We start from the raw sequence: 25,249 nt of genomic DNA on the forward strand, positions 1-25,249 counted from the left end.
TGTGAGATGACCAAGGAAGAAATCATTGAGGCCATCAAAGGGATGAGCGTTCTCGAACTGAACGATCTGGTGAAAGCGATCGAGGAGGAATTCGGTGTGACGGCGGCTGCGCCGGTGGCGGTGGCTGCGCCGGGTGCCGCGGCCGAAGCGGCGGAGGAGAAGACCGAATTCGACGTGATCCTGGCCAATGCGGGCAGCTCCAAGATCAACGTGATCAAAGTGGTCCGCTCCATCACCGGATTGGGTCTGAAGGAAGCGAAGGCCCTGGTCGACGAAGCTCCGAAACCGATCAAAGAAGGAGTTTCCAAGGAAGAAGCCGAAGAAATCAAGTCGAAGCTGGAAGAAGCCGGTGCCACTGTCGAGTTGAAGTGACCCACCGGCTGACCCGCCGGCGACTGCCGGCGGGTTGCTTTTATTCCTTGGGGGGAACGGGAAAGGCGGGGTTTGGACTGTCGAAACCGCTGCCATGAGGTGCACCCTTTTGCCCGGGCGGGGAGAGGCCGGAGAAGAGCGGGGGAGAAGAGGGGAGTGAACATCGGTGGACGACCGGTGGGAGCATTATTTTACTTCCCGACCGGAAACCTCCGGAGACGAGCGGCTGATCACCGCGCGCCTCAGGGGGGATGAGCTGCGCTTCTGGACCGATGCCGGGGTGTTTTCCAGACGGGGGATCGACTTTGGAACCCGTCTGTTGATCGAAACGGTTCGGCTGCCGGAGACGGGGGAGATTTTGGATCTCGGGTGCGGTTACGGCCCCGTGGGGATTGCCTGCGCGAAGGCGGCGCCCTCCTGCCGGGTGACCATGGTGGACGTGAACCAAAGGGCGCTCCGGCTGGCGGAGAAAAACGCCCGGCTCAACGGCGTGAGCGCTCGGGTGACCATCCTGGAGAGCGACGGACTGTGCGCCCTTTCGGACCGGCTTTTTGATGCCGTTTTGATCAACCCGCCGATCCGGGCCGGCAAGGCGGTGGTCTATCGGTTGTTCGCCGAGGCGGCGGAGCATCTTCGGCCCGGCGGCTCCCTCTGGGCGGTGATTCGCAAAAAGCAGGGGGCCGAATCCGCGAAGCGGGAACTGGCGAAACATTTTCGGAACGTCACCCGCGTCGAGCAGAAGAAAGGATACTGGATCCTGAAGGCGGACCGGTGAGGGAGGAGAGGCCCCCCGGTGGTTGACACCGGAAGATCGTTGTGATAACGTTATAAAATGCCAACTAATGTGTGGGTGTATTGTGTCCTTTTTTCCTTCCAAAACATTTCCATCCCGGTGCGGGAATAAGCCGCACCGCGATTGGTTAACATGAATAAATAGACTGTTTCAGGTGGGAAAATGCGGTAAAATTGGCCCGTTTTCTTTTTTTGACGGGAAGACGCGCCAATCGGGCACCGAGGGGGGAGCATTCTTGGCAGGCAAAATGGTCCGGTACGGCCGACGCATGCGGCGGAGTTACTCGAGGATCAACGAAGTGCTGGAGCTGCCCAATCTGATTGAGATCCAGCAGAAATCGTACCAGTGGTTCCTGGAAGAAGGATTGCGCGAGATGTTTCAGGACATCTCGCCGATCGAGGACTTTACCGGCAACCTCGTCCTGGAGTTCATCGACTACAGCTTGGGAGAACCGAAGTATACGGTGGAGGAGGCGAAGGAGCGGGATGTCACCTACGCGGCGCCGCTCCGGGTGAAGGTTCGCCTCATCAACAAGGAGACGGGCGAGGTGAAGGAACAGGAGGTGTTTATGGGCGATTTCCCGCTGATGACGGAGACGGGCACCTTCATCATCAACGGTGCCGAGCGGGTGATCGTCAGCCAACTGGTACGCTCTCCCAGCGTCTATTACAGCATGAAGATAGATAAAAACGGAAAACCGATGTACACGGCCACCGTGATCCCCAACCGAGGGGCGTGGTTGGAGTTTGAAACCGACGCCAAGGATATCCTCTACGTGCGGATCGACCGCACGCGGAAGATCCCGGTGACGGTTCTTTTGCGTGCCTTGGGATTCAGCAGCGATGCGGACATCCTCAACCTGCTCGGGGAGGACGAGTTTGTCCGCAACACGCTGGACAAGGACAACACCGGTTCGACGGAAAAGGCGCTGATCGAAATTTACGAGCGCCTGCGCCCGGGCGAGCCGCCGACGGCGGAAAACGCCCGCAGCCTGCTGTATTCCCGGTTTTTCGATCCGAAGCGGTATGATCTGGCCCGTGTGGGACGGTACAAGATCAACAAGAAGCTTCACATCAAGAACCGCCTGCTGAACCAGCGCCTGGCGGAACCGATCGTCGATGTCGAAACCGGAGAGATCATCGCCGAGGCGGGCCAGGTGGTGGACCGTCGGACCCTGAACAAGCTGCTTCCCTATCTGGAAGGGGAGAAGGCCGTCGGAATCAAGGAATATCCCCTGCGCGGCGGCGCCGTGGAGGGTACCTGCCGGCTGCAGACGATCAAGATCTTCTCTCCGGAACAGGAAGGCAAAGTGATCAACGTGATCTCCAACGCCGTGGTGGATCCGTCGGTCAAGTACATCACACCGGCCGACATCGTCGCCGCCGTCAACTACTTCATCAACCTGCTCCACGGCGTGGGCAGCACGGACGACATCGACCACCTCGGCAACCGGCGCCTCCGTTCCGTCGGGGAGCTGCTTCAGAACCAGTTCCGCATCGGCTTGTCCCGGATGGAGCGGGTGGTTCGGGAGCGGATGTCGATCCAGGATGCCAACGCCATCACGCCCCAGGCCCTGATCAACATCCGGCCGGTGATCGCCGCCATCAAGGAGTTTTTCGGAAGCAGCCAGCTTTCCCAGTTCATGGACCAGACCAATCCCCTCGCCGAGCTGACCCACAAGCGGCGGCTTTCCGCCCTGGGACCGGGCGGGCTCACCCGGGAACGGGCCGGTTTCGAGGTGCGGGACGTCCACCACTCCCACTATGGAAGAATGTGCCCCATCGAAACGCCGGAGGGTCCCAACATCGGGCTGATCAACTCCCTTTCCACCTACGCGAGGGTGAACGAGTACGGTTTCATCGAGACGCCCTACCGGAAGGTGGATCCGGACACCCACCGGGTGACGGACGAGATCGTCTACCTGACCGCCGACGAAGAGGATAACTACTACATCGCCCAGGCCAACGCGCCGCTGGATGAAGAGGGGTATTTCGTCAACGAGCAGGTGGTGGTCCGCTACCAGGATGAAACGATCTCGGTGCCCCGGGAGCGGGTCGATTTCATGGACGTGTCCCCCAAACAGGTGGTCTCCGTGGCGACGGCCTGCATTCCGTTTTTGGAAAACGACGACTCCAACCGCGCCCTGATGGGGTCCAACATGCAGCGGCAGGCGGTTCCCCTCCTGAAGCCGCGCGCACCCTACGTGGGCACGGGAATGGAATACAAGGCGGCCCGGGATTCCGGCGTCACCGTCATCGCCAAGCGCCCGGGGGTGGTCGAACGGGTGACCGCCGACGAGATCTGGATCCGCCACGAGGAGGAAGTGGACGGCCGGATCGTCAAGGGCGACTTGGACAAATACAAACTGATCAAGTTTGCCCGCTCCAACCAGGGCACCTGCATCAACCAGCGGCCCATCGTCAAGGTGGGCGACCGGGTGGAGAAGGGGGACACCATCGCCGACGGCCCCTCCACCGAACTGGGGGAACTGGCCCTGGGTCAAAACGTCCTCGTCGCCTTCATGACCTGGGAAGGATACAACTATGAGGACGCCATTCTTCTCAGCGAAAAGCTGGTGAAGGAGGACGTCTACACCTCGATCCACATCGAGGAATACGAATGCGAAGCCCGGGACACCAAGCTGGGTCCCGAGGAAATCACCCGGGACATCCCCAACGTCGGGGAGGACGCCCTCCGGAACCTGGACGAACGGGGAATTATCCGCATCGGTGCCGAAATCAAGGCGGGCGACATCCTCGTCGGCAAAGTGACCCCCAAAGGGGTGACCGAGCTGACCGCCGAAGAGCGGCTCCTCCACGCCATTTTCGGTGAAAAGGCGCGGGAGGTGCGGGATACCTCCCTCCGCGTTCCCCACGGCACCGGCGGCATTGTCGTCGACGTGAAGGTGTTCACCCGGGAAAACGGGGACGAACTGCCCCCCGGCGTCAACCAGCTGGTCCGGGTGTACATCGCCCAGAAGCGGAAAATTTCCGAAGGGGACAAGATGGCGGGCCGCCACGGGAACAAAGGGGTGATCGCCCGCATCCTGCCCGAGGAGGATATGCCCTTCCTCCCGGACGGAACGCCGGTGGAAGTGGTGCTCAACCCCCTGGGCGTGCCATCGCGGATGAACATCGGACAGGTGCTGGAGACGCACCTGGGGATGGCCGCCAAAACCCTGGGTCTCTACATGGCCACGCCGGTCTTTGACGGAGCGAACGAGTACGACGTGATGGAAGCCCTGAAGGAAGCGGGGCTGGATGAGGACGGGAAGACGATCCTGTATGACGGCCGGACCGGCGAACCCTTCGAAAACCGCGTGACCGTCGGCGTGATGTACATGATCAAGCTGGCCCACATGGTGGACGACAAAATCCACGCCCGTTCCACCGGACCCTACTCCCTGGTCACCCAGCAGCCGCTGGGCGGGAAGGCGCAGTTCGGCGGTCAGCGGTTCGGAGAGATGGAGGTGTGGGCGCTGGAGGCGTACGGAGCCGCCTACACCCTGCAGGAGATTCTCACCGTCAAATCGGATGACGTGGTCGGCCGCGTCAAGACCTATGAAGCGATCGTCAAAGGGGAAAACGTTCCGGAACCCGGTGTCCCCGAATCCTTCAAGGTGCTCATCAAGGAGCTGCAAAGCTTGGGCATGGATGTGAAAATCCTCGCGGAAAACGAGGAAGAGATCGAGATTCAGGAGATGGAGGAAGAGGAGTCCGCGGGTGACAAACTGGGATTGGATCTGCAAAGCGGGGAAGTCCAAAAGACCCCTTCCACTTCCTAAGGACCGCCGCCGGCGGGCATCGCAGCAAAACGACCGCAATCAAACGCAAATGACGGCACCTGCCCGCGATCCGCAGTCCACGGCGTGAATCGGGATGATCCTGAGGGAGGAATGCCCTGTGCTGGACGTCAACAACTTTGAATTCATGAAAATCGGCCTGGCCTCTCCGGAGAAGATCCGTTCCTGGTCCCGCGGCGAAGTGAAAAAGCCGGAGACCATCAACTACCGGACGCTGAAGCCGGAAAAGGAAGGGCTGTTCTGCGAGAAGATCTTCGGCCCGACGAAGGATTGGGAATGCCATTGCGGAAAATACAAGCGGGTCCGTTACAAGGGGGTTGTCTGCGACCGCTGCGGCGTGGAGGTGACCCGGGCCAAGGTCCGCCGGGAGCGGATGGGGCATATCGAACTGGCCGCCCCGGTAGCCCATATCTGGTATCTGAAGGGGATTCCCAGCCGGATGGGGCTGGTCCTGGACATGTCTCCCCGCTCCCTGGAGGAAGTGATCTATTTCGCCTCCTACGTCGTTGTCGATCCCGGCCCGACGCCCCTGGAGAAAAAGCAGCTCCTGTCCGAGAAGGAGTACCGCAGCTACCGGGAGAAGTACGGCAACGCCTTCACGGCGATGATGGGGGCGGAGGCCATCAAGCGGCTCCTGCAGGAGATCGATCTGGACAAGGAAGTGGAGGCCCTGAAGCAGGAGCTGGCCACCGCCCAGGGGCAGCGCCGCAACCGGGCGATCAAGCGGCTTGAAGTGCTCGAAGCCTTCCGGAATTCCGGCAACCGTCCGGAGTGGATGGTGCTCGAAGTGCTCCCGGTGATTCCGCCGGAACTGAGGCCGATGGTTCAACTGGACGGCGGCCGGTTCGCCACCTCGGATTTGAACGACCTGTACCGCCGGGTGATCAACCGGAACAACCGCCTGAAGCGCCTGTTGGATCTGGGCGCCCCGGACATCATCGTCCAGAACGAAAAGCGGATGCTGCAGGAAGCGGTGGACGCCCTGATCGACAACGGCCGCCGCGGCCGTCCGGTGACCGGTCCCGGCAACCGCACCCTCAAATCCCTTTCCCACATGCTGAAGGGGAAACAGGGGCGCTTCCGCCAAAACCTGCTGGGTAAGCGGGTGGACTACTCCGGCCGGTCGGTGATCGTCGTCGGCCCCAACCTGAAGATGTATCAGTGCGGCCTGCCCAAGGAGATGGCGCTGGAACTGTTCAAGCCCTTCGTGATGAAGGAGCTGGTGGCCAAGGGGCTGGCCCACAACATCAAGAGCGCCAAGCGGAAGGTGGAGCGGCTTCACCCCGAAGTGTGGGATGTGCTGGAGGAAGTGATCAAGGAGCACCCCGTCCTCCTGAACCGGGCCCCCACGCTGCACCGCCTGGGGATTCAGGCCTTCGAGCCGGTGCTGGTGGAAGGAAGGGCGATCAAGCTGCATCCCCTCGTATGTACGGCGTACAACGCCGACTTCGACGGGGACCAAATGGCCGTCCACGTTCCCCTTTCCGCCGAAGCCCAGGCGGAGGCGCGGCTGTTGATGCTGGCGGCCCACAACATCCTCAACCCGAAGGACGGAAAACCGGTGGTGACCCCCTCCCAGGACATGGTGCTCGGCTGCTACTACCTGACCCTGGAGAAGGAAGGGGACAAAGGGGAAGGACGCCGCTTCGCCACGCCGGGTGAGGCGATCAATGCCTATCAGCAGGGGCTCGTCACCCTGCACGCGCGGATCGTCATCCCGGTCCGCAGCCTGAAAAAGACGTCCTTCACCGAAAAACAGAAGAACGCGCTGCTCATCACCACGGTCGGCAAGCTGATCTTCAACGAGATTTTCCCTGAAGCATTCCCCTACATCAACGAGCCGACCAAAAAGAACCTGACGGAAGGAACCCCTGACCGGTACTTCATCTATGAAAAGGGTGTCGACATTCTGGAGAAAATCCGGAGCCTTCCGGAAACCGACGCGGTGAAGAAAGGGTTCTTGGGCACGATCATCGCCGAGTGTTTCCGCCGGTTCGGCACCACCCAGACGACCATCGTTCTGGACAAGATCAAAGAACTGGGCTACTCCTACTCCACCAAGGCGGGGATCACCATTTCCGTCACCGACGTGGTGGTGCCCGAGGAGAAGAAGGAGATTCTGAAAAAGGCCGAAGAAAAGGTCGATCTGGTGATGAAGCAGTACCGGCGCGGGCTCATCACCGACGAAGAGCGGTACGATCGCGTCATCTCCATCTGGAGTCAGGCCAAGGATGAGATCACCGACATCCTGATGAAGAAACTGGGCAAATTCAACTCGATCTACATGATGGCCAACTCCGGAGCCCGGGGGAACGTTTCCCAGATCACCCAGCTGGCGGGGATGCGCGGTCTGATGGCCAACCCGGCCGGGAAGATCATCGAGCTTCCTATCAAGTCCAACTTCCGGGAAGGCTTGACCGTGTTGGAGTACTTCATCTCCACCCACGGCGCCCGGAAGGGGCTGGCGGACACGGCGCTCCGGACGGCGGACTCGGGTTACCTCACCCGCCGTCTCGTGGACGTGGCCCAGGATGTGATCGTCCGCGAAGAGGACTGCGGCACCGACAAGGGACTCACCGTCCGCCGGATCGAAGACGAGGGGAAAGTGATCGAGGAGCTCTACGACCGGATTGTCGGCCGCTACGCCTTCAAGACGATCCGCCATCCGGAGACCGGGGAAGTGATCGTCGAGCGGAACAAGATGATCGACGAGGACATCGCCCGGCGCATCGTGGATGCCGGCATCGAGGAAGTGGAGATCCGCTCCGTCCTCTCCTGCCGGACCCGGCACGGGGTGTGCAAGATGTGCTACGGCCGCAACCTGGCCCTCGGCACCCCGGTGGAGATCGGCGAAGCGGTCGGGATCATCGCCGCCCAGTCGATCGGCGAGCCGGGAACCCAGCTCACCATGCGGACCTTCCACACCGGCGGCGTGGCCGGGGACGACATCACGCAGGGTCTGCCCCGGGTGCAGGAACTGTTTGAGGCCCGCAACCCGAAAGGACAGGCGACGATTTCCGAAATCAGCGGGGAAGTCGTGGACATCCGCGAGACGCGGGATCGCCGGGAAATCGAGATCAAGGGCGAAGTGGAAACCAAGGTCTACGGCATTCCCTACGGGTCGCGCCTGCGGGTTTCCGTCGGGGACCGGGTGGAGCCCGGAGACGAACTGACCGAAGGATCGATCGATCCGAAGGAGCTCCTCCGCGTCAAGGGCATCCGCGGCGTTCAGGACTACCTCCTGCAGGAAGTGCAGAAGGTGTACCGGATGCAGGGGGTGGAGATCAACGACAAACACATCGAAGTGATGATCCGTCAGATGATGCGCAAGGTGCGCATCACCGACGCGGGGGACACCGATCTCCTCCCGGGGTCCTACGTCGACATCCACGAGTACGAAGAGGCCAACAAGAAGGTGCTGCTGGAAGGAAAAGAGCCGGCTGTTGCCCGGCCCATCCTCCTGGGGATCACCAAGGCCTCCCTGGAAACCGAATCCTTCTTGTCGGCGGCCTCCTTCCAGGAGACGACCCGGGTGCTCACCGACGCCGCGATCAAGGGCAAGGTGGACCGGCTGCTGGGGCTGAAGGAAAACGTGATCATCGGAAAGCTGATCCCGGCCGGCACGGGCATGGCCCGCTACCGCAACCTGAAGGCCAAGGTTCGCGACGAAGGGCAAAGCGACGGCGAAGGAGCGGAACAGGAGAAGGTGCTGGTAGACTGACGCGTCGCCATGCCCTAAGCGGGCGGGAAGGACGGATCGGGGCAGCGGCAATTGTCCCGATCCGTCGGCTTTCCTTTCCGGTGTTGGACCTTATTGACAACGTTTCGGCAAGGTGTTAAGATATCGTCGTGTGCTTGGTAAATTTCACTTTGGAGGGCTACCCGTGTCTTATGAAAAAGTGAAAGAGGCGAAGTCCTTATTGATCGGTACCAAGCAGACGAAAAAAGCAATTGAACAAGGGAAGGTGCAGGAAGTCGTCGTTGCGCAGGATGCAGACCAACACGTGATCTCGCCGGTCATCTCCATGTGCCGGAACCGGGGAATCGCCGTCACCTACGTCGATTCCATGAAGGAGCTGGGGAAAGCCTGTGGAATCGAAGTGGGTGCCGCCACGGCGGCGATCTTGAAGGAGTAAGCTTCCGGCGCGTTTGTTCCGGTCCGGTGCCATCGGGTGGTGCGGAAGATGCATGCCGCTTTTGCGGGATGCGTACCTGTTGTGCGCAAAGGGACGATGCCCTTCCTTTGTCCACAAATGAACCGCCTGGTTCTGTGGTCTTGAATTCGATGGGGAGGAGGTGGCATATTTGCCCACAATCAACCAGCTGATTCGGAAAGGACGGAAGCGCAAGCAATCCAAATCGGCGGCGCCGGCCCTGCAATACGGATACAACAGCTTCCGCAAGGAGCTGATTTCCCAGAACTCTCCGCAGAAGCGCGGCGTTTGCACCCGTGTGGGGACGATGACCCCGAAAAAGCCGAACTCCGCGCTTCGCAAATACGCCCGGGTTCGCCTCTCCAACGGGATTGAGGTGACCGCGTACATTCCGGGGATCGGCCACAATCTTCAGGAGCACTCGGTTGTTCTCGTGCGGGGCGGACGGGTGAAGGACTTGCCTGGTGTGCGTTATCACATTGTCCGCGGTGCGCTGGACACGGCCGGCGTGGAGAACCGGAGACAAGGCCGCTCCAAATATGGAGCCAAACGGCCGAAGAAGTGACGCCAGCATGAACCATCGAAGGAGACATACCGCGCGGTAAAGGAGGGAAACGCATGCCACGCAAGGGACCGGTACCCCGTCGGGAAGTCCTTCCCGATCCGATTTACAACAGCAAGCTGGTGACACGGCTGATCAACCGGCTGATGATTGACGGAAAGAAAGGGAAAGCCCAGCGGATCCTGTACGAAGCCTTCGACATCATCCGCGAACGGACGGGCAAGGATCCGATGGAAGTGTTTGAGCAGGCGCTGAAAAACGTGATGCCTGTCCTCGAAGTGAGGGCTCGCCGCGTCGGCGGGGCCAACTATCAGGTGCCCGTCGAAGTGAAGCCGGACCGGCGCACCAGCCTGGGACTGCGCTGGTTGGTCAACTATGCGCGGTTGCGCAATGAGAAGACCATGCAGGAGCGGTTGGCCAACGAAATCATGGATGCGGCCAACAACACCGGCGCGGCGGTGAAGAAGAAGGAAGAAACCCACCGGATGGCGGAAGCCAACCGGGCGTTTGCACACTATCGCTGGTAATCCCTCTGCAAGCGGAGTTTGAAAGGAGACATTCCGATGGCACGTGAATTTTCGTTGGAAAACACGCGCAACATCGGGATCATGGCTCACATCGACGCCGGTAAGACGACGACCACGGAACGGATCCTGTTCTACACCGGCCGCGTGCACAAGATCGGAGAGGTGCACGAGGGCGCGGCCACCATGGACTGGATGGAGCAGGAGCAGGAGCGCGGGATTACCATCACCTCCGCAGCGACCACGTGCCAGTGGAAAGGTCATCGGATCAACATCATCGACACTCCGGGACACGTCGATTTTACCGCCGAGGTGGAGCGGTCCCTGCGCGTATTGGATGGAGCGGTGGGGATCTTTTGCGCCAAGGGCGGCGTGGAACCCCAGTCCGAAACCGTTTGGCGGCAGGCGGACAAGTACCGCGTCCCCCGGATCGCCTACATCAACAAGATGGACATTGTCGGGGCCGATTTTTACGGTGCCGTCGAGCAGATCCGCGAGCGGCTCGGGGCCAACGCGGTGCCCATCCAACTGCCCATCGGGGCCGAGGATACCTTTGAAGGGATCATCGACCTGATCAAGAACTGCGCCTATTACTATCTGGACGATCTCGGAACCCGCAGCGAGGCGCGGGAGATCCCCGACGAATACAAGGAGAAGGCGGAAGAGTACCGGATGCAGCTGCTGGAAAAGGTGGCTGATCTGGACGACGAGCTGATGATGAAGTACCTGGAAGGGGAAGAGATCACCGAGGAGGAGATCAAGCGCGTCCTCCGGAAGGGAACGGTCAACGTTGAGATTGTTCCCGTCCTGTGCGGCTCCTCCTACAAGAACAAAGGGGTTCAGCTCCTTTTGGACGCGGTGGTCGATTATCTGCCGTCTCCGCTGGACGTGCCGGACATCCAGGGCGAGCTTCCGGACGGCACGGAGTCTCACCGGAAAACGGGGGACGACCAGCCCTTCGCGGCGCTGGCCTTCAAGATCATGACCGACCCCTATGTCGGGAAGCTCACCTTCTTCCGCGTCTATTCCGGCACCCTCAATTCCGGCACCTACGTGCTCAACTCCACCAAGGGCAAGCGGGAACGGATCGGCCGAATCCTGCAGATGCACGCCAATCACCGGGAAGAGATCAGCACCGTGTATGCCGGTGACATCGCCGCCGCCGTCGGGCTGAAGGACACCACGACGGGGGACACCCTGTGCGATGAAAAGCATCCGATCATCCTGGAATCGATGGTCTTCCCCGATCCGGTCATTTCGGTGGCCATCGAGCCGAAGACCAAGGCCGATCAGGACAAAATGGCGCTGGCCCTCGTCAAACTGTCCGAGGAAGATCCCACCTTCCGCACCCATACCGACGAGGAGACGGGGCAGACGATCATCTCCGGGATGGGCGAACTCCACCTGGACATCATCGTCGACCGGCTGAAGCGGGAGTTCAAGGTGGAGGCCAACGTGGGCGCACCCCAGGTGGCCTACAAGGAGACCTTCCGCAAGTCGGCCAAGGTGGAAGGAAAATACATCCGGCAGACCGGCGGACGCGGTCAGTACGGCCACGTCTGGATCGAGTTCGAGCCGCTGCCTGAAGGATCCGGCTTCGAATTTGAGAACAAGATCGTCGGCGGCGTCGTGCCGAAGGAGTACGTCCCCGCCGTTCAGGCCGGCATCGAGGAAGCCATGCAAAACGGCGTCCTGGCCGGGTATCCCATGACCGACATCAAGGCCACCCTTTTCGACGGGTCCTACCACGAAGTGGACTCCTCGGAAATGGCCTTCAAGATCGCCGGCTCCCTCGCCCTGAAAGCGGCGAAGGACAAGTGCGACCCGGTTCTGCTGGAGCCGATCATGAAGGTGGAAGTCACCGTCCCCGAAGAATACATGGGGGACATCATCGGGGACATCAACTCCCGGCGCGGCCGAGTCGAAGGCATGGATTCCCGGTCGGGTTCCCAGGTGATCCGGGCCTTCGTCCCCTTGGCGGAGATGTTCGGGTATGCGACCAACCTGCGCTCGCGCACCCAGGGCCGCGGCACCTACGTCATGCAGTTTGACCATTACGAGGAAGTGCCGAAGAACATCGCCGATGAGATCATCTCCAAGGCGTCGGGCCAGTGATCCCGACATGAACCAGTTCCGAAGCGGCCTGCCGCTTCCAGCTATAATTTGAAGCACCCGGCCGGGCGGTTCGGGTGGAGATGAGAATCTGAAACACACAAAGGAGGATGCAGTATCATGGCTAAAGCCAAATTTGAGCGCACCAAGCCGCACGTCAATGTCGGCACCATCGGTCACGTCGACCACGGAAAAACCACGCTGACCGCGGCGATCACCACCGTGCTTTCCAAAACCGGCGGAGCGGTTGCCACCGCCTATGATGAGATCGACAAGGCGCCGGAAGAAAAAGAGCGGGGGATCACCATCTCCACCGCCCACGTCGAGTATGAAACCGAAAATCGTCACTATGCTCACGTGGACTGCCCGGGTCACGCCGACTACGTGAAAAACATGATCACCGGGGCTGCCCAGATGGACGGAGCGATCCTCGTCGTTTCCGCCGCTGACGGTCCGATGCCGCAAACCCGGGAGCACATCCTGCTTGCCCGCCAGGTGGGCGTTCCCTACATCGTCGTCTTCCTGAACAAGGTGGACATGGTGGACGACGAAGAACTGCTCGAGCTGGTTGAAATGGAAGTGCGGGACCTGCTCTCCGAATATGATTTCCCCGGCGACGAAGTGCCGGTCATCAAGGGTTCCGCCCTCAAAGCCCTGGAAAACCCGGAAAGCGAATGGGCCGACAGCATCCGCGAGCTGATGAAGGTCGTGGACGAATACATTCCGACGCCCCAGCGGGATGTCGACAAGCCCTTCATGATGCCGGTGGAAGACGTGTTTTCCATCACCGGGCGCGGTACGGTGGCCACGGGTCGTGTGGAACGCGGAACCGTCAAAGTCGGGGACGAAGTGGAAATCGTCGGCCTGAACGAAGAACCGAAGAAAACGGTTGTCACCGGGGTGGAAATGTTCCGGAAGCTGCTTGACCAAGCCGAGGCCGGCGACAACATCGGTGTCCTGCTCCGCGGGGTCGAGCGGAAAGAAGTGGAGCGCGGACAAGTGCTGGCCAAGCCCGGCAGCATTCAACAGCACACCAAGTTCACCGCTCAAGTCTACTGCTTGACCAAGGAAGAGGGCGGACGTCACACCCCGTTCTTCAACGGTTATCGTCCCCAATTCTACTTCCGCACCACCGACGTGACCGGTGTCGTCAAGCTGCCGGAAGGCACTGAAATGGTGATGCCCGGCGACAACGTCACCCTGGAAGTGGAACTGATCGCTCCGATCGCCATCGAACAGGGAACCAAATTCGCGATCCGCGAAGGCGGCCGCACGGTCGGAGCCGGTTCGGTGACGAAAGTCGTCGAATAAGATTTGCGCCTGGCTTTAAAAAGCCGTCGACCTGTACAGGTCGGCGGCTTTTTTGTGTTGTGCTTGAGTCGCTGCCAATCCAATTCCGCCGTTTGCAAAAACGGCTTTAGTCTCCGGCGGAAGCGGGCAAACCTGCGGGCAACGATCCGCCGAATGATTTCGGTCCTTGAATTCGCCCGTCCCTCAGGGGGAATGCTTTTCGGGCCGGGCATGTGCGGGGGAACGGTACGGGCAGGTTTAGGTCGGCGACAAGACAATGCCGGCCCAGATCAGGAAAAAGCCGACATCCGGCGCCGCTTAATGAAAAATACTTTATCAATTGAAACAAGCCCGTTATAATACTAAGAGATCCCATTTGATTGAATTATCATTTATTTTGTCTTACCGAAATATTCCGTTTACGGGAGGGAGACGGTGAAGAGAAGGTTGTCCGCTTTTGCCATGCTGATTTTGCTCGCGGCATCGCTTGCGGGATGCGGCACTTTTCTGGGAGACACCTTTAACGGCGACGGCGAAAAACAGGTGCTCAACTTGGTGGAAAAGGCGGAACCGATCAACCTGGACACGGCCAAGCTGATCGACGACAGCTCGGTGAAAATTGCGACCAATGTGCTGGAGGGCCTGATGCGCCTGGGTCCGGACAACCGGCCGGAACCGGGGATGGCCGCCGATTTTCCGGAGATCAGCAAGGATAAAAAAACCTATACCTTCAAGCTGAGGGATGCGAAATGGAGCGACGGTCGGCCGGTGACGGCCCACGATTTCGAATATGCCTGGAAACGGGCGCTCAATCCCCAAACCAAGTCGGCCTACGCCTTTATCCTGTATCCGATTGATGGGGCGGAAGAATACCACACGGGCAAGGGGCGGGCGGAGGATGTGGGGGTCAAGGCCCTTGACGACAGGACCCTCCAGGTCCGGCTGAAGGAGCCCATTCCCTATTTTCTCAGTCTCACTTCCTTCATCACCTATTCTCCTCAGCGAAAGGATATTGTGGAAAAATATGGGGACGACTACGCCAAGGATGCGGACAAGATGGTCTACAACGGGCCCTTTGTGATGTCGGACTGGAAGCATCAGCACAGTTACCAGTTTGTCAAAAACAAGCATTACTGGGACCGGGAAAACGTCCACCTCGACGTGGTGAACGTCCGGATCGTCCCCGATGCGGAAGAAGCGATGGGGATGTACGTTTCCAATCAGGCGGACGTGGTGATGCTGAACAACGATCTGATCGACGCCTTCAAAGACACCAAGGAGTTCGTCTCGGCCAACAGCGGAACCATCTATTTCCTCCGGTTCAACACGAACTTTTCGATCTTCGGCAACAAAAAAATCCGCCAAGCCTTCAGCCTGTCGGTGGATCGGGAGGAGCTGATCGCAAAGGGGTTGAAGGACGATGTGCCCGCAGGGGGCATGGTGCCCCCGCTCGTGATGGGGCACGAGGGGTATTTCCGGGATCATGCGAAGGAATACGTGAAATATGAGCCGGAAAAAGCCAAAATTCTGCTGCAGGAGGGGATGAGGGAACTGGGTATCGATACCCTCCCGGCCATCGAGCTGCTCGTCTATGACGATGACCGGAAACATATCGCCCTCACCCTGAAGGAGCAATTGAAAAAGGTCCTCGGCGTGGAGATCCGGATCAATCCCCTTCCGCAAAAACAGAAAATGGAAATGGAGGAGCGGGGAAAATTCCAGCTTTCCTTCTTTCGGTGGACGGGGGATTACAACGATCCGATGACCTTCCTCGACATGTGGCATTCCAAAAACGCCCTCAACTTCGGCCGGTGGAGCAACGGGCGGTATGACGAACTGATCGAACGGTCCCGCGGAAACGCCGACTTCAAAAAACGGGAGAAGGACCTGATTCAGGCGGAGAAAATCCTGGTGGAGGAGGCGGGGGCGGTTCCCCTATATTACGAAAAGGAAGCGTTCCTTCAAAAGACTTACGTCAAGAATCTGGTCCGCCATCCGGTCGGGGCCAAGTACACCCTGAAGTGGGTCCGCATCGAAGGGAAGCCCTGATGAAGGGGGCATGAACGAAGACCGCTGATTTTTTTCCGGAATGGTATCGGGGGGAGACGTGGAACCGGTTCCTGTGCTCTTGGTCCGGGAGGACATGCCCATGGCCGGCGGCTGCTGGGGTCGGATCGGGGGGATCGCCCGTTTCGGATGAGGGATGCGCTTTTCCGGAACGCAGACGGTTGATGGGGGGCCGACGGAGCATTTCGGCGACCGCGTCCGGGTGGATGGGGCCTGCCCACGCGCCGCCTCCGGGGCGGGCGCGGAAAAGTGCGGGCGCCTCCGCGCTTTTTGAGCCGACTGGGTGAAGGGCGAGAAGCGCCGCAGCCGTCATGTCGACGGCGGGATGGCAGCTTCGGGGAACATTCCCGCGACGTGATCTGCATGGGGGCGGTGGATCGGACGTGGCCGTTCAAAGGGCCGGGCGGGTCGAGGAGAAACCGGATCCGGAAACGGGGAACCGGTTGACCGGGGGAAGATCAATCCCCCTGTAGCGATATATATAATATAATGAGAAAATGAAAAGCCGGGTAAGATGCCGACTTTTTCTTGCATCTGTCCCGGCCTTTTTATATAATATAACACGTTGGTTTGTGGACAGCGATGAAGCGGAAGGTTGCCGACACACCCGGCCCCTTTGCCATGGGTGGTCGGGAAATTTTCGCGGAGAAGTCCATTGTCAAAATGGGCGAAAGGGAGGGGCATCGATGGCCAAACAGAAAATTCGCATCCGGCTCAAAGCGTACGACCACCGCATTCTGGATCAGTCTGCGGAGAAGATCGTCGACACGGCCAAGCGGACGGGGGCCGGCGTTTCGGGGCCGATTCCGCTGCCGACGGAGCGGTCGGTGATCACGATCCTGCGGGCGGTCCACAAGTACAAGGATTCCCGTGAGCAATTTGAGATGCGGACCCACAAGCGGTTGATCGACATCGTCAATCCGACTCCGCAGACGGTGGATGCGCTGATGCGGTTGGATCTGCCGTCCGGTGTGGATATCGAAATCAAGCTATAGAGGTTGATGCAACCCAGGCCGTCAGGAGGTGTTTGAGGTGAAGGGCATTCTCGGCAAGAAGCTGGGGATGACGCAGGTATTCGATGCCGAGGGCGCGGTGGTTCCGGTCACGGTGATCGCTGCCGGTCCTTGCGTTGTCCTCCAGAAGAAGGAAAAGGCGACGGACGGGTACGAAGCCGTTCAGCTCGGCTTTGAAGACAAAAAGGAACATCGGGCGAACCGTCCGGAGATCGGCCACGCGAAAAAGGCGGGGACGACTCCGAAGCGCTTTATCCGTGAAATTCGCGGAATGAATCCGGCGGAGTTCGAACTGGGTCAGGAAGTGAAGGTGGATCTGTTCGCCGAGGGCGAACTCGTGGATGTCACCGCCACGTCGAAAGGGAAGGGCTTTACCGGAGCGATCAAGCGGCACAACCAGGCCCGCGGACCGATGAGCCACGGTTCCAGGTATCACCGGGGACCCGGTTCCCTCGGATCGATCGCGCCCAACCGCGTGTTCAAGGGGCAAACGCTTCCCGGACGCATGGGGGGCGAACGCGTGACCATCCAAAACCTGAAGGTGGTCAAGGTGGATCCCGAGCGCAACCTGCTCCTGATCAAGGGTTCGGTGCCGGGACCGCGGAACGGCTACGTCATCGTCAAGTCCGCCGTCAAGAGCAAGTGATGCGTGTCAAAGGGAAAGGAGGATCCGTCATGCCAAAGGTGGCAGTGTACGACATGAACGGCAGCCAGGTGGACGAAATCGAATTGTCCGACGCCGTGTTCGGTATCGAGCCCCATGCCGCCGTCCTCCACGATGCCGTCGTCATGCAGCTGGCGTCGATGCGACGGGGGACCCACGCGGTGAAAAACCGGGCGGCCGTGCGCGGGGGAGGACGCAAACCCTGGCGGCAGAAAGGGACCGGTCGCGCCCGTCACGGCAGCATCCGCTCGCCTCTGTGGGTGGGAGGCGGGGTTGTCTTCGGGCCGAAACCCCGCAGCTATGCTTACAAATTGCCGAAAAAGGTGCGCCGTCTGGCGATGAAATCGGCCCTGTCGTCCAAGGTGAAGAATGATGAACTGATCGTGCTGGACGATTTGAAGATGGAACAGCCCAAAACCCGCGAAATGGTGAAGGTTCTGGGCAATCTGAAGGTGGACCGGAAAGCGCTGGTGGTCAGCTCCACCTACGACGAGAACGTGGCCTTGTCCGCCCGCAACATTCCGGGAGTGAAGTTCGTGCAGGCGGAAGGGCTCAACGTGTATGACATTTTGAATCACGACAAGCTGATCCTCACCCGGGACGCAGTGGCCCGCGTGGAGGAGGTGTGGGGCCGGTGAAAGACCCTCGCGACATCATCCGCCGTCCGGTGATCACCGAAAAATCGACGGATCTGATGGCCGAGAAGAAATACGTCTTCGAAGTGGATCCCAAGGCCAACAAGACGGAGATCAAGCAGGCGGTGGAACAGATCTTCGGAGTAAAAGTGGAAAAGGTGAACACGATGAACGTCCGCGGGAAAGTGAAGCGGTTCGGCCGTTACAGCGGACGGCGGCGCAACTGGAAAAAGGCCATTGTGAAGCTGACGGAAGACAGCAAGGCGATCGAAGTCTTCGAAGTCTGATCCCCTGAGCGAAGGAGGGAGAACCATGGGTATCAAGCATTTTAAGCCCACCTCTCCGGGTGTGCGGCAGAAGACGGTCTCCACCTTTGAGGAGATCACCACCGACAAGCCGGAAAAATCCCTCACCGTGCCGCTGATTCGGAAAGCGGGCCGGAACAACCAAGGGAAGATCACGGTGCGGCACCACGGGGGCGGGCACAAGCGGAAATACCGGATCATCGATTTCAAGCGGGATAAGGACGGCATCCCCGGCAAGGTGGCGACGATCGAATACGATCCCAACCGTTCGGCGCGGATCGCCCTCATCCATTATGCGGACGGCGAAAAGCGGTACATCCTGGCTCCCCACGGTTTGAAGGTGGGAGACAAGATCATGTCCGGTCCCGACGCGGACATCAAGGTGGGGAACGCCCTGCCCCTCGCCAACATCCCGGTGGGTACGGTGATCCACAACATCGAGCTGAAGCCGGGCCGCGGCGGACAGTTGGTGCGTGCGGCGGGCGCCCAGGCGCAGCTGCTGGGGAAAGAAGGCGACTATGCCATCATCCGTCTCGCATCCGGCGAAGTCCGCATGGTTCGCAAGGAATGCCGGGCCACCATCGGTCAGGTGGGCAACCTGGATCACGAACTGATCACGATCGGTAAAGCGGGACGGGCGCGCTGGCTCGGACGCCGTCCGACGGTTCGCGGTTCGGTGATGAACCCCGTGGACCACCCGCACGGCGGTGGTGAAGGGAAGGCTCCCATCGGGCGGAAATCGCCGATGACCCCGTGGGGCAAACCGACCCTCGGTTTCAAGACCCGGAAGAAGAACAAGCCTTCGGACAAATACATCATCCGGCGGCGCAAGGGCTGAGCTTCCTTCCGAGGTGGAGGCGGCGTTTCGCCGACGCTTCGGTTTTCGCCGGGAACCAAAGGTTCGAGAAAGTGGCGCGTTCGACGCAAGGTCGTATCTATTTCTTTCCCCTTCTTCACCCGGAGAAAAACTGCCCGAAGGGAGGTCGCATGCATGGGACGCAGCCTGAAAAAAGGCCCCTTTGCCGATGAGCACTTGCTGAAAAAAGTGCGGGAGCTGAACGAGAAAAATGAAAAGCGCGTGATCAAGACCTGGTCCCGCCGTTCCACCATCTTCCCCGAATTCGTCGGGCACACCTTCGCCGTATATGACGGCAGGAAGCACGTCCCGGTGTACGTGACGGAGGACATGGTGGGGCACAAGCTGGGCGAATTCGTACCCACCCGCACCTTCCGCGGTCACGCAGGCGATGACAAAAAGACGCGCAAACGGTAGAGGACCGGTCGCGAGAGAGGAGGTTTGAAAGATGCGAGCGAGAGCCGTCGCACGTTACGTCCGGATCGCACCGCGCAAGGCGCGGCTGGTGATCGACCTGATCCGCGGAAAATCCGTGGAAGAAGCCTTGGCGATCCTGCGTTTCACCCCCCGGGCCGCCTCGCCGATCATTGAAAAGGTGTTGCGCTCGGCGGTGGCCAACGCGGAGCACAACTACAACATGGACCCCTCGCGCCTTTACGTTGAAAAGGCTTATGTGGACGAAGGTCCGACGATGAAGCGGTACCGCCCGATGGCCAGGGGACGGGCCGGCCGGATCAACAAACGGACCAGCCACATCACCGTGGTTGTGTCCGATGAATAAGGAGGGATGGATCGGTGGGTCAGAAGGTAAGCCCGGTCGGACTCCGGATCGGAATCATCCGCGACTGGGAGTCCAAATGGTACGCCGGAAAGGATTATGCCGACCTGCTGCATGAGGATATCCGCATTCGCGAATACATCTATCGCCGGTTGAAGGATGCCGCCGTCTCCACCATCGAGATCGAGCGGGCCGCCAACCGGGTGAACATCACCATTCACACCGCGAAGCCCGGCATGGTGATCGGCAAGGGCGGAGCGGAAGTGGAAGCCTTGCGCCAGGAACTGGTCAAGATGACCGGGAAAAAGGTGCACATCAACATCAGCGAAATCAAGGTTCCGGAACTGGATGCCAAGTTGGTCGCGGAGAATATCGCCCAACAGCTGGAACGCCGCATTTCCTTCCGCCGCGCGATGAAACAGGCCATTCAGCGGACGCTTCGGGCCGGGGCCAAAGGGGTGCGCACCCAAGTGAGCGGACGCCTCGGCGGTGCCGATATCGCCCGGACGGAAGGCTATACGGAAGGGACGGTTCCCCTTCACACGCTGCGGGCGGACATTGATTACGGCTTTGCGGAAGCCCATACCACCTATGGACGGATCGGCGTGAAAGTGTGGATTTATCGCGGCGAGGTTCTTCCGAAGAAGAAGGAAGAGGCGGAAGGAGGCGAGTGACATGCTGATGCCCAAACGGACCAAGTTTCGCAAGGAGCACCGGGGCCGCTTGAAGGGACGGGCCAAGGGCGGAACCGAGGTGACCTTCGGCGAATACGGCCTGCAGGCCCTGGAGCCGGCCTGGATCACCAACCGGCAGATCGAGGCCGCCCGGGTTGCGATGACCCGTTACATCAAGCGGGGCGGGAAGGTCTGGATCAAAATCTTCCCCTCCAAGCCGGTGACGCAGAAGCCCCTGGAGGTTCGGATGGGAAGCGGGAAAGGTTCCCCGGAAAAATGGGTCGCCGTGGTGAAACCGGGGAAAGTGCTTTTTGAGCTGGCCGGCGTGTCGGAAGAGGTGGCCCGGGAAGCTCTTCGCTTGGCAGGGCACAAATTGCCGATCAAGACGAAGTTCGTCGCTCGGGAGAAAGCGGGTGGTGAGTCGGATGAAAGCTAAGGAGCTCGCGGAACTGACCACCGCGGAAATCGAACAGAAGTTGCGTTCGCTGAAGGAGGAACTGTTCAACCTTCGCTTCCAAAAGGCGACCGGGCAGTTGGAAAACCCGGCCCGAATCCGTCAGGTTCGCAAAGATATCGCCCGGGTGAAGACGGTTCTCCGGGAGCGCGAACTGGGCATTGAAAGGAGGCGAAAAGGATGAGCGGCCGAAATCAGCGGAAGGTGCGGATCGGCAAAGTGGTGAGCGACAAGATGGACAAAACCATCGTCGTCGCCGTGGAAACCTACAAGCGGGATCCGTTGTACGGAAAGCGCGTGCGCTCCACGAAGAAGTTCAAGGCCCACGATGAGGAAAACAAGGCCAAGGTGGGAGACGTGGTCAAGATCATGGAGACGCGTCCCCTTTCCAAGGAGAAGCGCTGGCGCCTCGTGGAAATCCTTGAAAAGGCAGTCACCATCTAAGAAGCGGACGGTCGGGAAGGAGGGTAACCGATGATTCAGCCGCAAAGCCGCCTGCGCGTTGCCGACAACTCCGGCGCGAAAGAGCTGATGTGCATTCGGGTGCTGGGCGGATCGAAAAAGTATTCCGCAGGGATCGGAGACATCATTGTTGCTTCCGTGAAACAAGCCACACCCGGCGGCGTTGTCAAGAAGGGGGATGTGGTGAAGGCGGTCGTGGTTCGCACCACCCGGCCGACCCGGCGGAGCGACGGCTCCTACATCCGGTTTGACGAGAATGCCGCCGTGGTGATCCGTGAAGACAAAAGTCCGCGCGGAACGCGGATTTTCGGACCGGTCGCCCGGGAACTGAGGGAGCGGGATTTCATGAAGATCATTTCCCTGGCGCCGGAAGTGCTGTGAATCCATAGGTGAGGAGGTGCCGAGATGGGAGCCAAGCGTCCCAACAAGTTGCACATCAAGGCTGGGGATACCGTCATCGTGATGCGCGGCAAAGATGCCCCCACCCGGAACAAGGACGGCAAAGTGGTCTACACCCGCGGCCGGGTGCTGAAAGTGTTCCCCAAAGAGCAGCGGGCGCTGGTGGAAGGGTGCAACATGGTGAAGAAACACACCCGTCCTTCGCCGAAGAACCCGCAGGGGGGCATCATTGAGGTGGAAGCGCCCATTCACATCTCCAATTTGATGCTGGAAGATCCGAAGACCAAGGAACCGACACGGATTGGCTACAAATTCGTGGAGGGCAAGGACGGCAAGATGAAAAAAGTGCGCTATGCCAAAAAATCGGGCGAAGTGATCGACAAGTGACCCCTGGCAGGGAAGGGAGGGAAAAGTGTTGGCGACACCCCGACTGAAGCAGAAATTCCGCGAAGAGATTATTCCGGCGCTGATGAAGCGGTTCAATTACCGTTCCCCGATGCAGGTTCCCCGCTTGGAAAAAGTGGTGATCAACATGGGCGTGGGGGAAGCGGTGCAAAATCCGAAGGTCCTGGACGGGGCCATGCAGGACCTGGCCCTGATCACCGGCCAAAAACCGGCCGTCACCCGGGCCAAGAAGTCCATCGCCGGCTTCAAACTGCGGGCAGGGATGCCGATCGGCTGCAAAGTCACCCTGCGCGGCGACCGGATGTACTATTTCCTCGACAAGCTGATCAACATCGCGCTTCCCCGGGTGCGCGACTTCCGGGGCGTTTCGCCGAAGTCCTTTGACGGGCGCGGAAACTACAGCCTCGGGCTGAAGGAGCAGCTCATCTTCCCCGAGATCGATTACGACAAAGTGGACAAAGTGCGGGGAATGGACGTCATCATCGTCACCACCGCCGAGACGGACGAAGAGGCGCGGGAACTGCTGCAGGCGTTCGGCATGCCGTTTAGGAAGCAGTGATTCCGGGCCTTCGGACAGGATGCCCTTTCGGATGCTTCATGGAATCGTTCCGATGAAAAACGTGGAAAGGGAGGGAACGCGGTGGCCAAAAAATCGATGATCGCCAAGGCGAAGCGGAAGCCGAAATTCAAAGTGCGCGCATACACGCGCTGCGAGCGGTGCGGGCGTCCGCACGCGGTGCTCCGCAAGTTTCGCCTCTGCCGGATCTGTTTCCGCGAGCTGGCCTACAAAGGGCAGCTTCCCGGCGTGAAAAAAGCCAGCTGGTGATGGATAAGGAAGGAGGGAATGCCAGTGGTGATGACGGACCCGATCGCCGACATGTTGACCCGGATCCGCAATGCCAATGCGGTGCGCCACGAGAGCGTGGAAGTGCCGGCGTCCAAAATCAAGCGGCAGATCGCGGAGATCTTGAAGCGGGAAGGATTTATCCGGGACGCGGAATACATTGACGATGGAAAACAGGGGATCATCCGGATCTTCCTGAAATACGGCCCCAACAACGAACGGGTGATTACCGGGCTGAAGCGGATCAGCAAACCGGGATTGCGCGTGTATGTCAAGAGCACGGAAGTTCCGCGGGTGTTGCGCGGCTTGGGGATAGCCATCCTGTCCACCTCGAAGGGCGTGATGACCGACAAGGAAGCGCGTCAGGCCAAGGTGGGCGGCGAAGTCCTGGCTTACATCTGGTAATCGGCGGAAACGGACGGAGGTGAGAACATGTCTCGGGTCGGCAAGAAACCGATCACCATCCCCAGCGGGGTGGAAGTGACGATCGACGGAAACACCGTGACCGTCAAAGGACCCAAGGGCACTTTGACCCGGCAGATTCATCCGGACATGACGGTCAAGAAGGAAGACAACGTGATCAAGGTGGAACGCCCCAGCGATGATCGGTTCCATCGGGCGCTGCACGGAACCACCCGCTCCATCATCGCCAACATGGTGGAGGGGGTGAGCAACGGCTTCAGCAAGACGCTGGAGCTGGTGGGTGTCGGATACCGCGCTCAGAAGAAAGGAAAAGCCGTGGTGCTGAACGTGGGCTATTCCCATCCGGTGGAAGTGCCGGAGCCGGAGGGAATCGAGTTGGAAGTGCCGTCCGCCACCCAGATCATCGTCAAAGGGATTGACAAGGAAAAAGTGGGAGCGGTGGCCGCCAACATCCGGGCGATCCGTGAACCCGAACCCTACAAGGGCAAAGGGATCAAATACTCCGACGAGCGCATCCGTCGCAAAGAAGGGAAAACCGGCAAGTAACAAGTTGCTTAGGAAAGGAGTGAACGCGGCGTGATCACCAAAGTGGACCGCAACAAGAAGCGGAAAAAGCGTCACCTGCGGGTGCGCAAGAAAGTTTTCGGCACGCCGGAGCGTCCCCGCCTGAACGTGTTCCGCTCCTCCAAAAATATCTACGCGCAGCTGATCGACGACTTGGCCGGCCACACCCTCGTTTCCGCATCCACCCTGGATCCGGAACTGAGGGGCGAGATCGAAAACGGCGGCAATGTGGAAGCGGCGCGCAAGGTTGGTCAGTTGATCGCCAAACGGGCGTTGGAGAAAGGCTTCAAACGCGTGGTGTTCGACCGCGGAGGCTATCTTTACCACGGACGGGTGAAGGCCCTGGCCGAAGGTGCCCGGGAAGGAGGGCTTGACTTTTGAGCAAGGAAACCAAACCGATGAAGACCGAAGCCCCTGAACTGATCGAGAAAGTGGTGAACATCAACCGGGTGGCCAAGGTGGTCAAAGGCGGAAGGCGGTTCAGCTTCAGCGCCTTGGTCGTCGTCGGAGACGGAAAGGGAATGGTCGGCGCCGGGATCGGAAAAGCGGCGGAGGTGCCGGAAGCGATCCGGAAGGGGATTGAGGAAGCCAAGAAGAATATGATTCGTGTCCCGCTTCAGGGAACGACCATCCCGCATGAAGTGATCGGCAAGTTCGGGAGCGGTCGCGTCCTGATGAAGCCCGCCTCCAAAGGTACCGGAGTGATCGCCGGCGGTGCGGTGCGCGATGTGCTGACGGTGGCGGGGGTCGGAGACATCTTGACCAAATCGACGGGATCCAACAACCCCATCAACATGGTCCGGGCCACCCTGGACGGAATCCGGCAGCTGAAGACGCCGGAAGAGGTGGCGCGACTCCGGGGCAAGACCGTCGAGGAATTGCTAGGATAAGGAGGGTTGACCGTGGCGAAAAAATTGGCTATCACCCTCAAGCGGAGCATGATCGGCCGTCCGGAAGCCCATCGGGTCACCCTGCGCACCCTTGGACTTAGGAAACGGGAACAGACGGTGATTCAACCGGACAACCCCGCCATCCGCGGGATGATCTTTCAGGTGAAACATCTGGTCGAAGTGAAAGAGGTCGACGAATAATCGGGA

General features: G+C 59.9%; 30 protein-coding genes. All 30 read left to right on the plus strand.

Annotated elements, in window-relative coordinates; genetic code table 11:
- Positions 1 to 6 precede the first annotated feature (6 nt).
- The 30 genes from rplL to rpmD all read left to right on the plus strand — a co-directional run bounded on the left by rplL (position 7) and on the right by rpmD (position 25,243).
- Positions 7 to 372, plus strand: a complete 366-nt coding sequence (rplL, locus tag BM063_RS11960) for a 50S ribosomal protein L7/L12 (RefSeq protein WP_092039308.1) — start codon at positions 7 to 9, stop codon at positions 370 to 372.
- Positions 373 to 538: 166 nt separating this feature from the next.
- Positions 539 to 1,147 (plus strand): class I SAM-dependent methyltransferase, encoded by a 609-nt coding sequence (locus BM063_RS11965; RefSeq protein WP_092039311.1) that lies wholly within the window; start codon positions 539 to 541, stop codon positions 1,145 to 1,147.
- A 253-nt stretch (positions 1,148 to 1,400) separates the two neighbouring features.
- A complete protein-coding gene (rpoB, locus tag BM063_RS11970) occupies positions 1,401 to 4,949 on the plus strand; it encodes a DNA-directed RNA polymerase subunit beta (protein WP_092039314.1) in 3,549 nt (1,182 codons plus the stop codon).
- Between the two features lie 118 nt (positions 4,950 to 5,067).
- Positions 5,068 to 8,688 (plus strand): DNA-directed RNA polymerase subunit beta', encoded by a 3,621-nt coding sequence (gene rpoC, locus BM063_RS11975; RefSeq protein ID WP_092039317.1) that lies wholly within the window; start codon positions 5,068 to 5,070, stop codon positions 8,686 to 8,688.
- A 163-nt stretch (positions 8,689 to 8,851) separates the two neighbouring features.
- Positions 8,852 to 9,103 (plus strand): 50S ribosomal protein L7ae-like protein, encoded by a 252-nt coding sequence (locus BM063_RS11980; protein WP_092039319.1) that lies wholly within the window; start codon positions 8,852 to 8,854, stop codon positions 9,101 to 9,103.
- Between the two features lie 169 nt (positions 9,104 to 9,272).
- Positions 9,273 to 9,686 carry a 30S ribosomal protein S12 gene (gene rpsL, locus BM063_RS11985; RefSeq protein ID WP_092039321.1) on the plus strand — a complete coding sequence of 138 codons (414 nt, stop codon included), beginning with the start codon at positions 9,273 to 9,275 and terminating at the stop codon, positions 9,684 to 9,686.
- 53 nt (positions 9,687 to 9,739) lie between these two features.
- A complete protein-coding gene (rpsG, locus tag BM063_RS11990) occupies positions 9,740 to 10,210 on the plus strand; it encodes a 30S ribosomal protein S7 (protein WP_092039323.1) in 471 nt (156 codons plus the stop codon).
- Between the two features lie 36 nt (positions 10,211 to 10,246).
- Positions 10,247 to 12,322: an elongation factor G gene (fusA, locus tag BM063_RS11995; RefSeq protein ID WP_092039325.1), complete on the plus strand. Its 2,076-nt coding sequence runs from the start codon at positions 10,247 to 10,249 to the stop codon at positions 12,320 to 12,322.
- A gap of 117 nt (positions 12,323 to 12,439) precedes the next feature.
- Positions 12,440 to 13,630 (plus strand): elongation factor Tu, encoded by a 1,191-nt coding sequence (gene tuf / locus BM063_RS12000; protein ID WP_092039327.1) that lies wholly within the window; start codon positions 12,440 to 12,442, stop codon positions 13,628 to 13,630.
- A gap of 414 nt (positions 13,631 to 14,044) precedes the next feature.
- Positions 14,045 to 15,658 carry a peptide ABC transporter substrate-binding protein gene (locus BM063_RS12005; protein ID WP_245752253.1) on the plus strand — a complete coding sequence of 538 codons (1,614 nt, stop codon included), beginning with the start codon at positions 14,045 to 14,047 and terminating at the stop codon, positions 15,656 to 15,658.
- 704 nt (positions 15,659 to 16,362) lie between these two features.
- Positions 16,363 to 16,671 (plus strand): 30S ribosomal protein S10, encoded by a 309-nt coding sequence (gene rpsJ / locus BM063_RS12010; RefSeq protein ID WP_092039331.1) that lies wholly within the window; start codon positions 16,363 to 16,365, stop codon positions 16,669 to 16,671.
- 37 nt (positions 16,672 to 16,708) lie between these two features.
- Entirely contained in the window at positions 16,709 to 17,335 is a 627-nt protein-coding gene (gene rplC, locus BM063_RS12015) for a 50S ribosomal protein L3 (protein WP_092039333.1), read from the plus strand.
- Positions 17,336 to 17,364: 29 nt separating this feature from the next.
- Positions 17,365 to 17,991 carry a 50S ribosomal protein L4 gene (gene rplD, locus BM063_RS12020; RefSeq protein ID WP_092039335.1) on the plus strand — a complete coding sequence of 209 codons (627 nt, stop codon included), beginning with the start codon at positions 17,365 to 17,367 and terminating at the stop codon, positions 17,989 to 17,991.
- Positions 17,988 to 18,275: a 50S ribosomal protein L23 gene (gene rplW / locus BM063_RS12025; RefSeq protein WP_092039337.1), complete on the plus strand. Its 288-nt coding sequence runs from the start codon at positions 17,988 to 17,990 to the stop codon at positions 18,273 to 18,275. The genes rplD and rplW overlap by 4 nt, the downstream gene beginning before the upstream one ends.
- A 25-nt stretch (positions 18,276 to 18,300) precedes the next feature.
- Positions 18,301 to 19,131 (plus strand): 50S ribosomal protein L2, encoded by an 831-nt coding sequence (gene rplB, locus BM063_RS12030; protein ID WP_092039339.1) that lies wholly within the window; start codon positions 18,301 to 18,303, stop codon positions 19,129 to 19,131.
- A gap of 153 nt (positions 19,132 to 19,284) precedes the next feature.
- Positions 19,285 to 19,566, plus strand: coding sequence for a 30S ribosomal protein S19 (rpsS, locus tag BM063_RS12035; protein WP_092039341.1), 282 nt, complete (start codon positions 19,285 to 19,287; stop codon positions 19,564 to 19,566).
- 31 nt (positions 19,567 to 19,597) lie between these two features.
- A complete protein-coding gene (gene rplV / locus BM063_RS12040) occupies positions 19,598 to 19,930 on the plus strand; it encodes a 50S ribosomal protein L22 (protein ID WP_092039343.1) in 333 nt (110 codons plus the stop codon).
- Positions 19,931 to 19,944: 14 nt separating this feature from the next.
- Positions 19,945 to 20,601 (plus strand): 30S ribosomal protein S3, encoded by a 657-nt coding sequence (gene rpsC, locus BM063_RS12045; RefSeq protein WP_092039345.1) that lies wholly within the window; start codon positions 19,945 to 19,947, stop codon positions 20,599 to 20,601.
- 1 nt (position 20,602) lies between these two features.
- Complete coding sequence (gene rplP, locus BM063_RS12050; protein ID WP_092039347.1) at positions 20,603 to 21,037, plus strand: 50S ribosomal protein L16; 435 nt, start codon at positions 20,603 to 20,605, stop codon at positions 21,035 to 21,037.
- Positions 21,027 to 21,239, plus strand: coding sequence for a 50S ribosomal protein L29 (gene rpmC, locus BM063_RS12055; RefSeq protein WP_092039349.1), 213 nt, complete (start codon positions 21,027 to 21,029; stop codon positions 21,237 to 21,239). Before rplP ends, rpmC begins: the two co-directional genes overlap by 11 nt.
- Entirely contained in the window at positions 21,236 to 21,499 is a 264-nt protein-coding gene (rpsQ, locus tag BM063_RS12060) for a 30S ribosomal protein S17 (protein ID WP_092039350.1), read from the plus strand. The genes rpmC and rpsQ overlap by 4 nt, the downstream gene beginning before the upstream one ends.
- Positions 21,500 to 21,529: 30 nt before the next feature.
- On the plus strand, positions 21,530 to 21,898 hold the full coding sequence (gene rplN, locus BM063_RS12065) for a 50S ribosomal protein L14 (protein WP_092039351.1): 369 nt from the start codon (positions 21,530 to 21,532) through the stop codon (positions 21,896 to 21,898).
- A 48-nt stretch (positions 21,899 to 21,946) separates the two neighbouring features.
- Positions 21,947 to 22,303, plus strand: coding sequence for a 50S ribosomal protein L24 (rplX, locus tag BM063_RS12070; RefSeq protein WP_245752257.1), 357 nt, complete (start codon positions 21,947 to 21,949; stop codon positions 22,301 to 22,303).
- Between the two features lie 28 nt (positions 22,304 to 22,331).
- Positions 22,332 to 22,880, plus strand: coding sequence for a 50S ribosomal protein L5 (gene rplE / locus BM063_RS12075; protein WP_092039354.1), 549 nt, complete (start codon positions 22,332 to 22,334; stop codon positions 22,878 to 22,880).
- An 81-nt stretch (positions 22,881 to 22,961) separates the two neighbouring features.
- Entirely contained in the window at positions 22,962 to 23,147 is a 186-nt protein-coding gene (locus tag BM063_RS12080; protein ID WP_092039356.1) for a type Z 30S ribosomal protein S14, read from the plus strand.
- 24 nt (positions 23,148 to 23,171) lie between these two features.
- Positions 23,172 to 23,570: a 30S ribosomal protein S8 gene (rpsH, locus tag BM063_RS12085; protein WP_092039358.1), complete on the plus strand. Its 399-nt coding sequence runs from the start codon at positions 23,172 to 23,174 to the stop codon at positions 23,568 to 23,570.
- Between the two features lie 27 nt (positions 23,571 to 23,597).
- Positions 23,598 to 24,134 (plus strand): 50S ribosomal protein L6, encoded by a 537-nt coding sequence (gene rplF, locus BM063_RS12090; protein WP_092039360.1) that lies wholly within the window; start codon positions 23,598 to 23,600, stop codon positions 24,132 to 24,134.
- 30 nt (positions 24,135 to 24,164) lie between these two features.
- A complete protein-coding gene (gene rplR / locus BM063_RS12095) occupies positions 24,165 to 24,533 on the plus strand; it encodes a 50S ribosomal protein L18 (protein ID WP_092039362.1) in 369 nt (122 codons plus the stop codon).
- Positions 24,534 to 24,550: 17 nt separating this feature from the next.
- Positions 24,551 to 25,042 carry a 30S ribosomal protein S5 gene (gene rpsE / locus BM063_RS12100; protein WP_092039424.1) on the plus strand — a complete coding sequence of 164 codons (492 nt, stop codon included), beginning with the start codon at positions 24,551 to 24,553 and terminating at the stop codon, positions 25,040 to 25,042.
- 12 nt (positions 25,043 to 25,054) lie between these two features.
- On the plus strand, positions 25,055 to 25,243 hold the full coding sequence (gene rpmD, locus BM063_RS12105) for a 50S ribosomal protein L30 (protein ID WP_092039364.1): 189 nt from the start codon (positions 25,055 to 25,057) through the stop codon (positions 25,241 to 25,243).
- The last annotated feature ends 6 nt before the right edge of the window (positions 25,244 to 25,249 follow it).

The sequence above is a fragment of the Planifilum fulgidum genome (assembly GCF_900113175.1).
Taxonomy (GTDB): Bacteria; Bacillota; Bacilli; order Thermoactinomycetales; family DSM-44946; genus Planifilum; species Planifilum fulgidum.

Coding starts and splice junctions, on each gene's coding strand:
- fusA (WP_092039325.1), top strand. CDS start 10,247: ATGGCACGTGAATTTTCGTTGGAAAACACGCGCAACATCGGGATCATG.
- rpsS (WP_092039341.1), top strand. CDS start 19,285: ATGGGACGCAGCCTGAAAAAAGGCCCCTTTGCCGATGAGCACTTGCTG.
- tuf (WP_092039327.1), top strand. CDS start 12,440: ATGGCTAAAGCCAAATTTGAGCGCACCAAGCCGCACGTCAATGTCGGC.
- rpsE (WP_092039424.1), top strand. CDS start 24,551: ATGAAGACCGAAGCCCCTGAACTGATCGAGAAAGTGGTGAACATCAAC.
- rplV (WP_092039343.1), top strand. CDS start 19,598: ATGCGAGCGAGAGCCGTCGCACGTTACGTCCGGATCGCACCGCGCAAG.
- rplL (WP_092039308.1), top strand. CDS start 7: ATGACCAAGGAAGAAATCATTGAGGCCATCAAAGGGATGAGCGTTCTC.
- rplP (WP_092039347.1), top strand. CDS start 20,603: ATGCTGATGCCCAAACGGACCAAGTTTCGCAAGGAGCACCGGGGCCGC.
- rplF (WP_092039360.1), top strand. CDS start 23,598: ATGTCTCGGGTCGGCAAGAAACCGATCACCATCCCCAGCGGGGTGGAA.
- rpsJ (WP_092039331.1), top strand. CDS start 16,363: ATGGCCAAACAGAAAATTCGCATCCGGCTCAAAGCGTACGACCACCGC.
- rplB (WP_092039339.1), top strand. CDS start 18,301: ATGGGTATCAAGCATTTTAAGCCCACCTCTCCGGGTGTGCGGCAGAAG.
- rpsG (WP_092039323.1), top strand. CDS start 9,740: ATGCCACGCAAGGGACCGGTACCCCGTCGGGAAGTCCTTCCCGATCCG.
- rpmC (WP_092039349.1), top strand. CDS start 21,027: ATGAAAGCTAAGGAGCTCGCGGAACTGACCACCGCGGAAATCGAACAG.
- rplD (WP_092039335.1), top strand. CDS start 17,365: ATGCCAAAGGTGGCAGTGTACGACATGAACGGCAGCCAGGTGGACGAA.
- rpsQ (WP_092039350.1), top strand. CDS start 21,236: ATGAGCGGCCGAAATCAGCGGAAGGTGCGGATCGGCAAAGTGGTGAGC.
- rplN (WP_092039351.1), top strand. CDS start 21,530: ATGATTCAGCCGCAAAGCCGCCTGCGCGTTGCCGACAACTCCGGCGCG.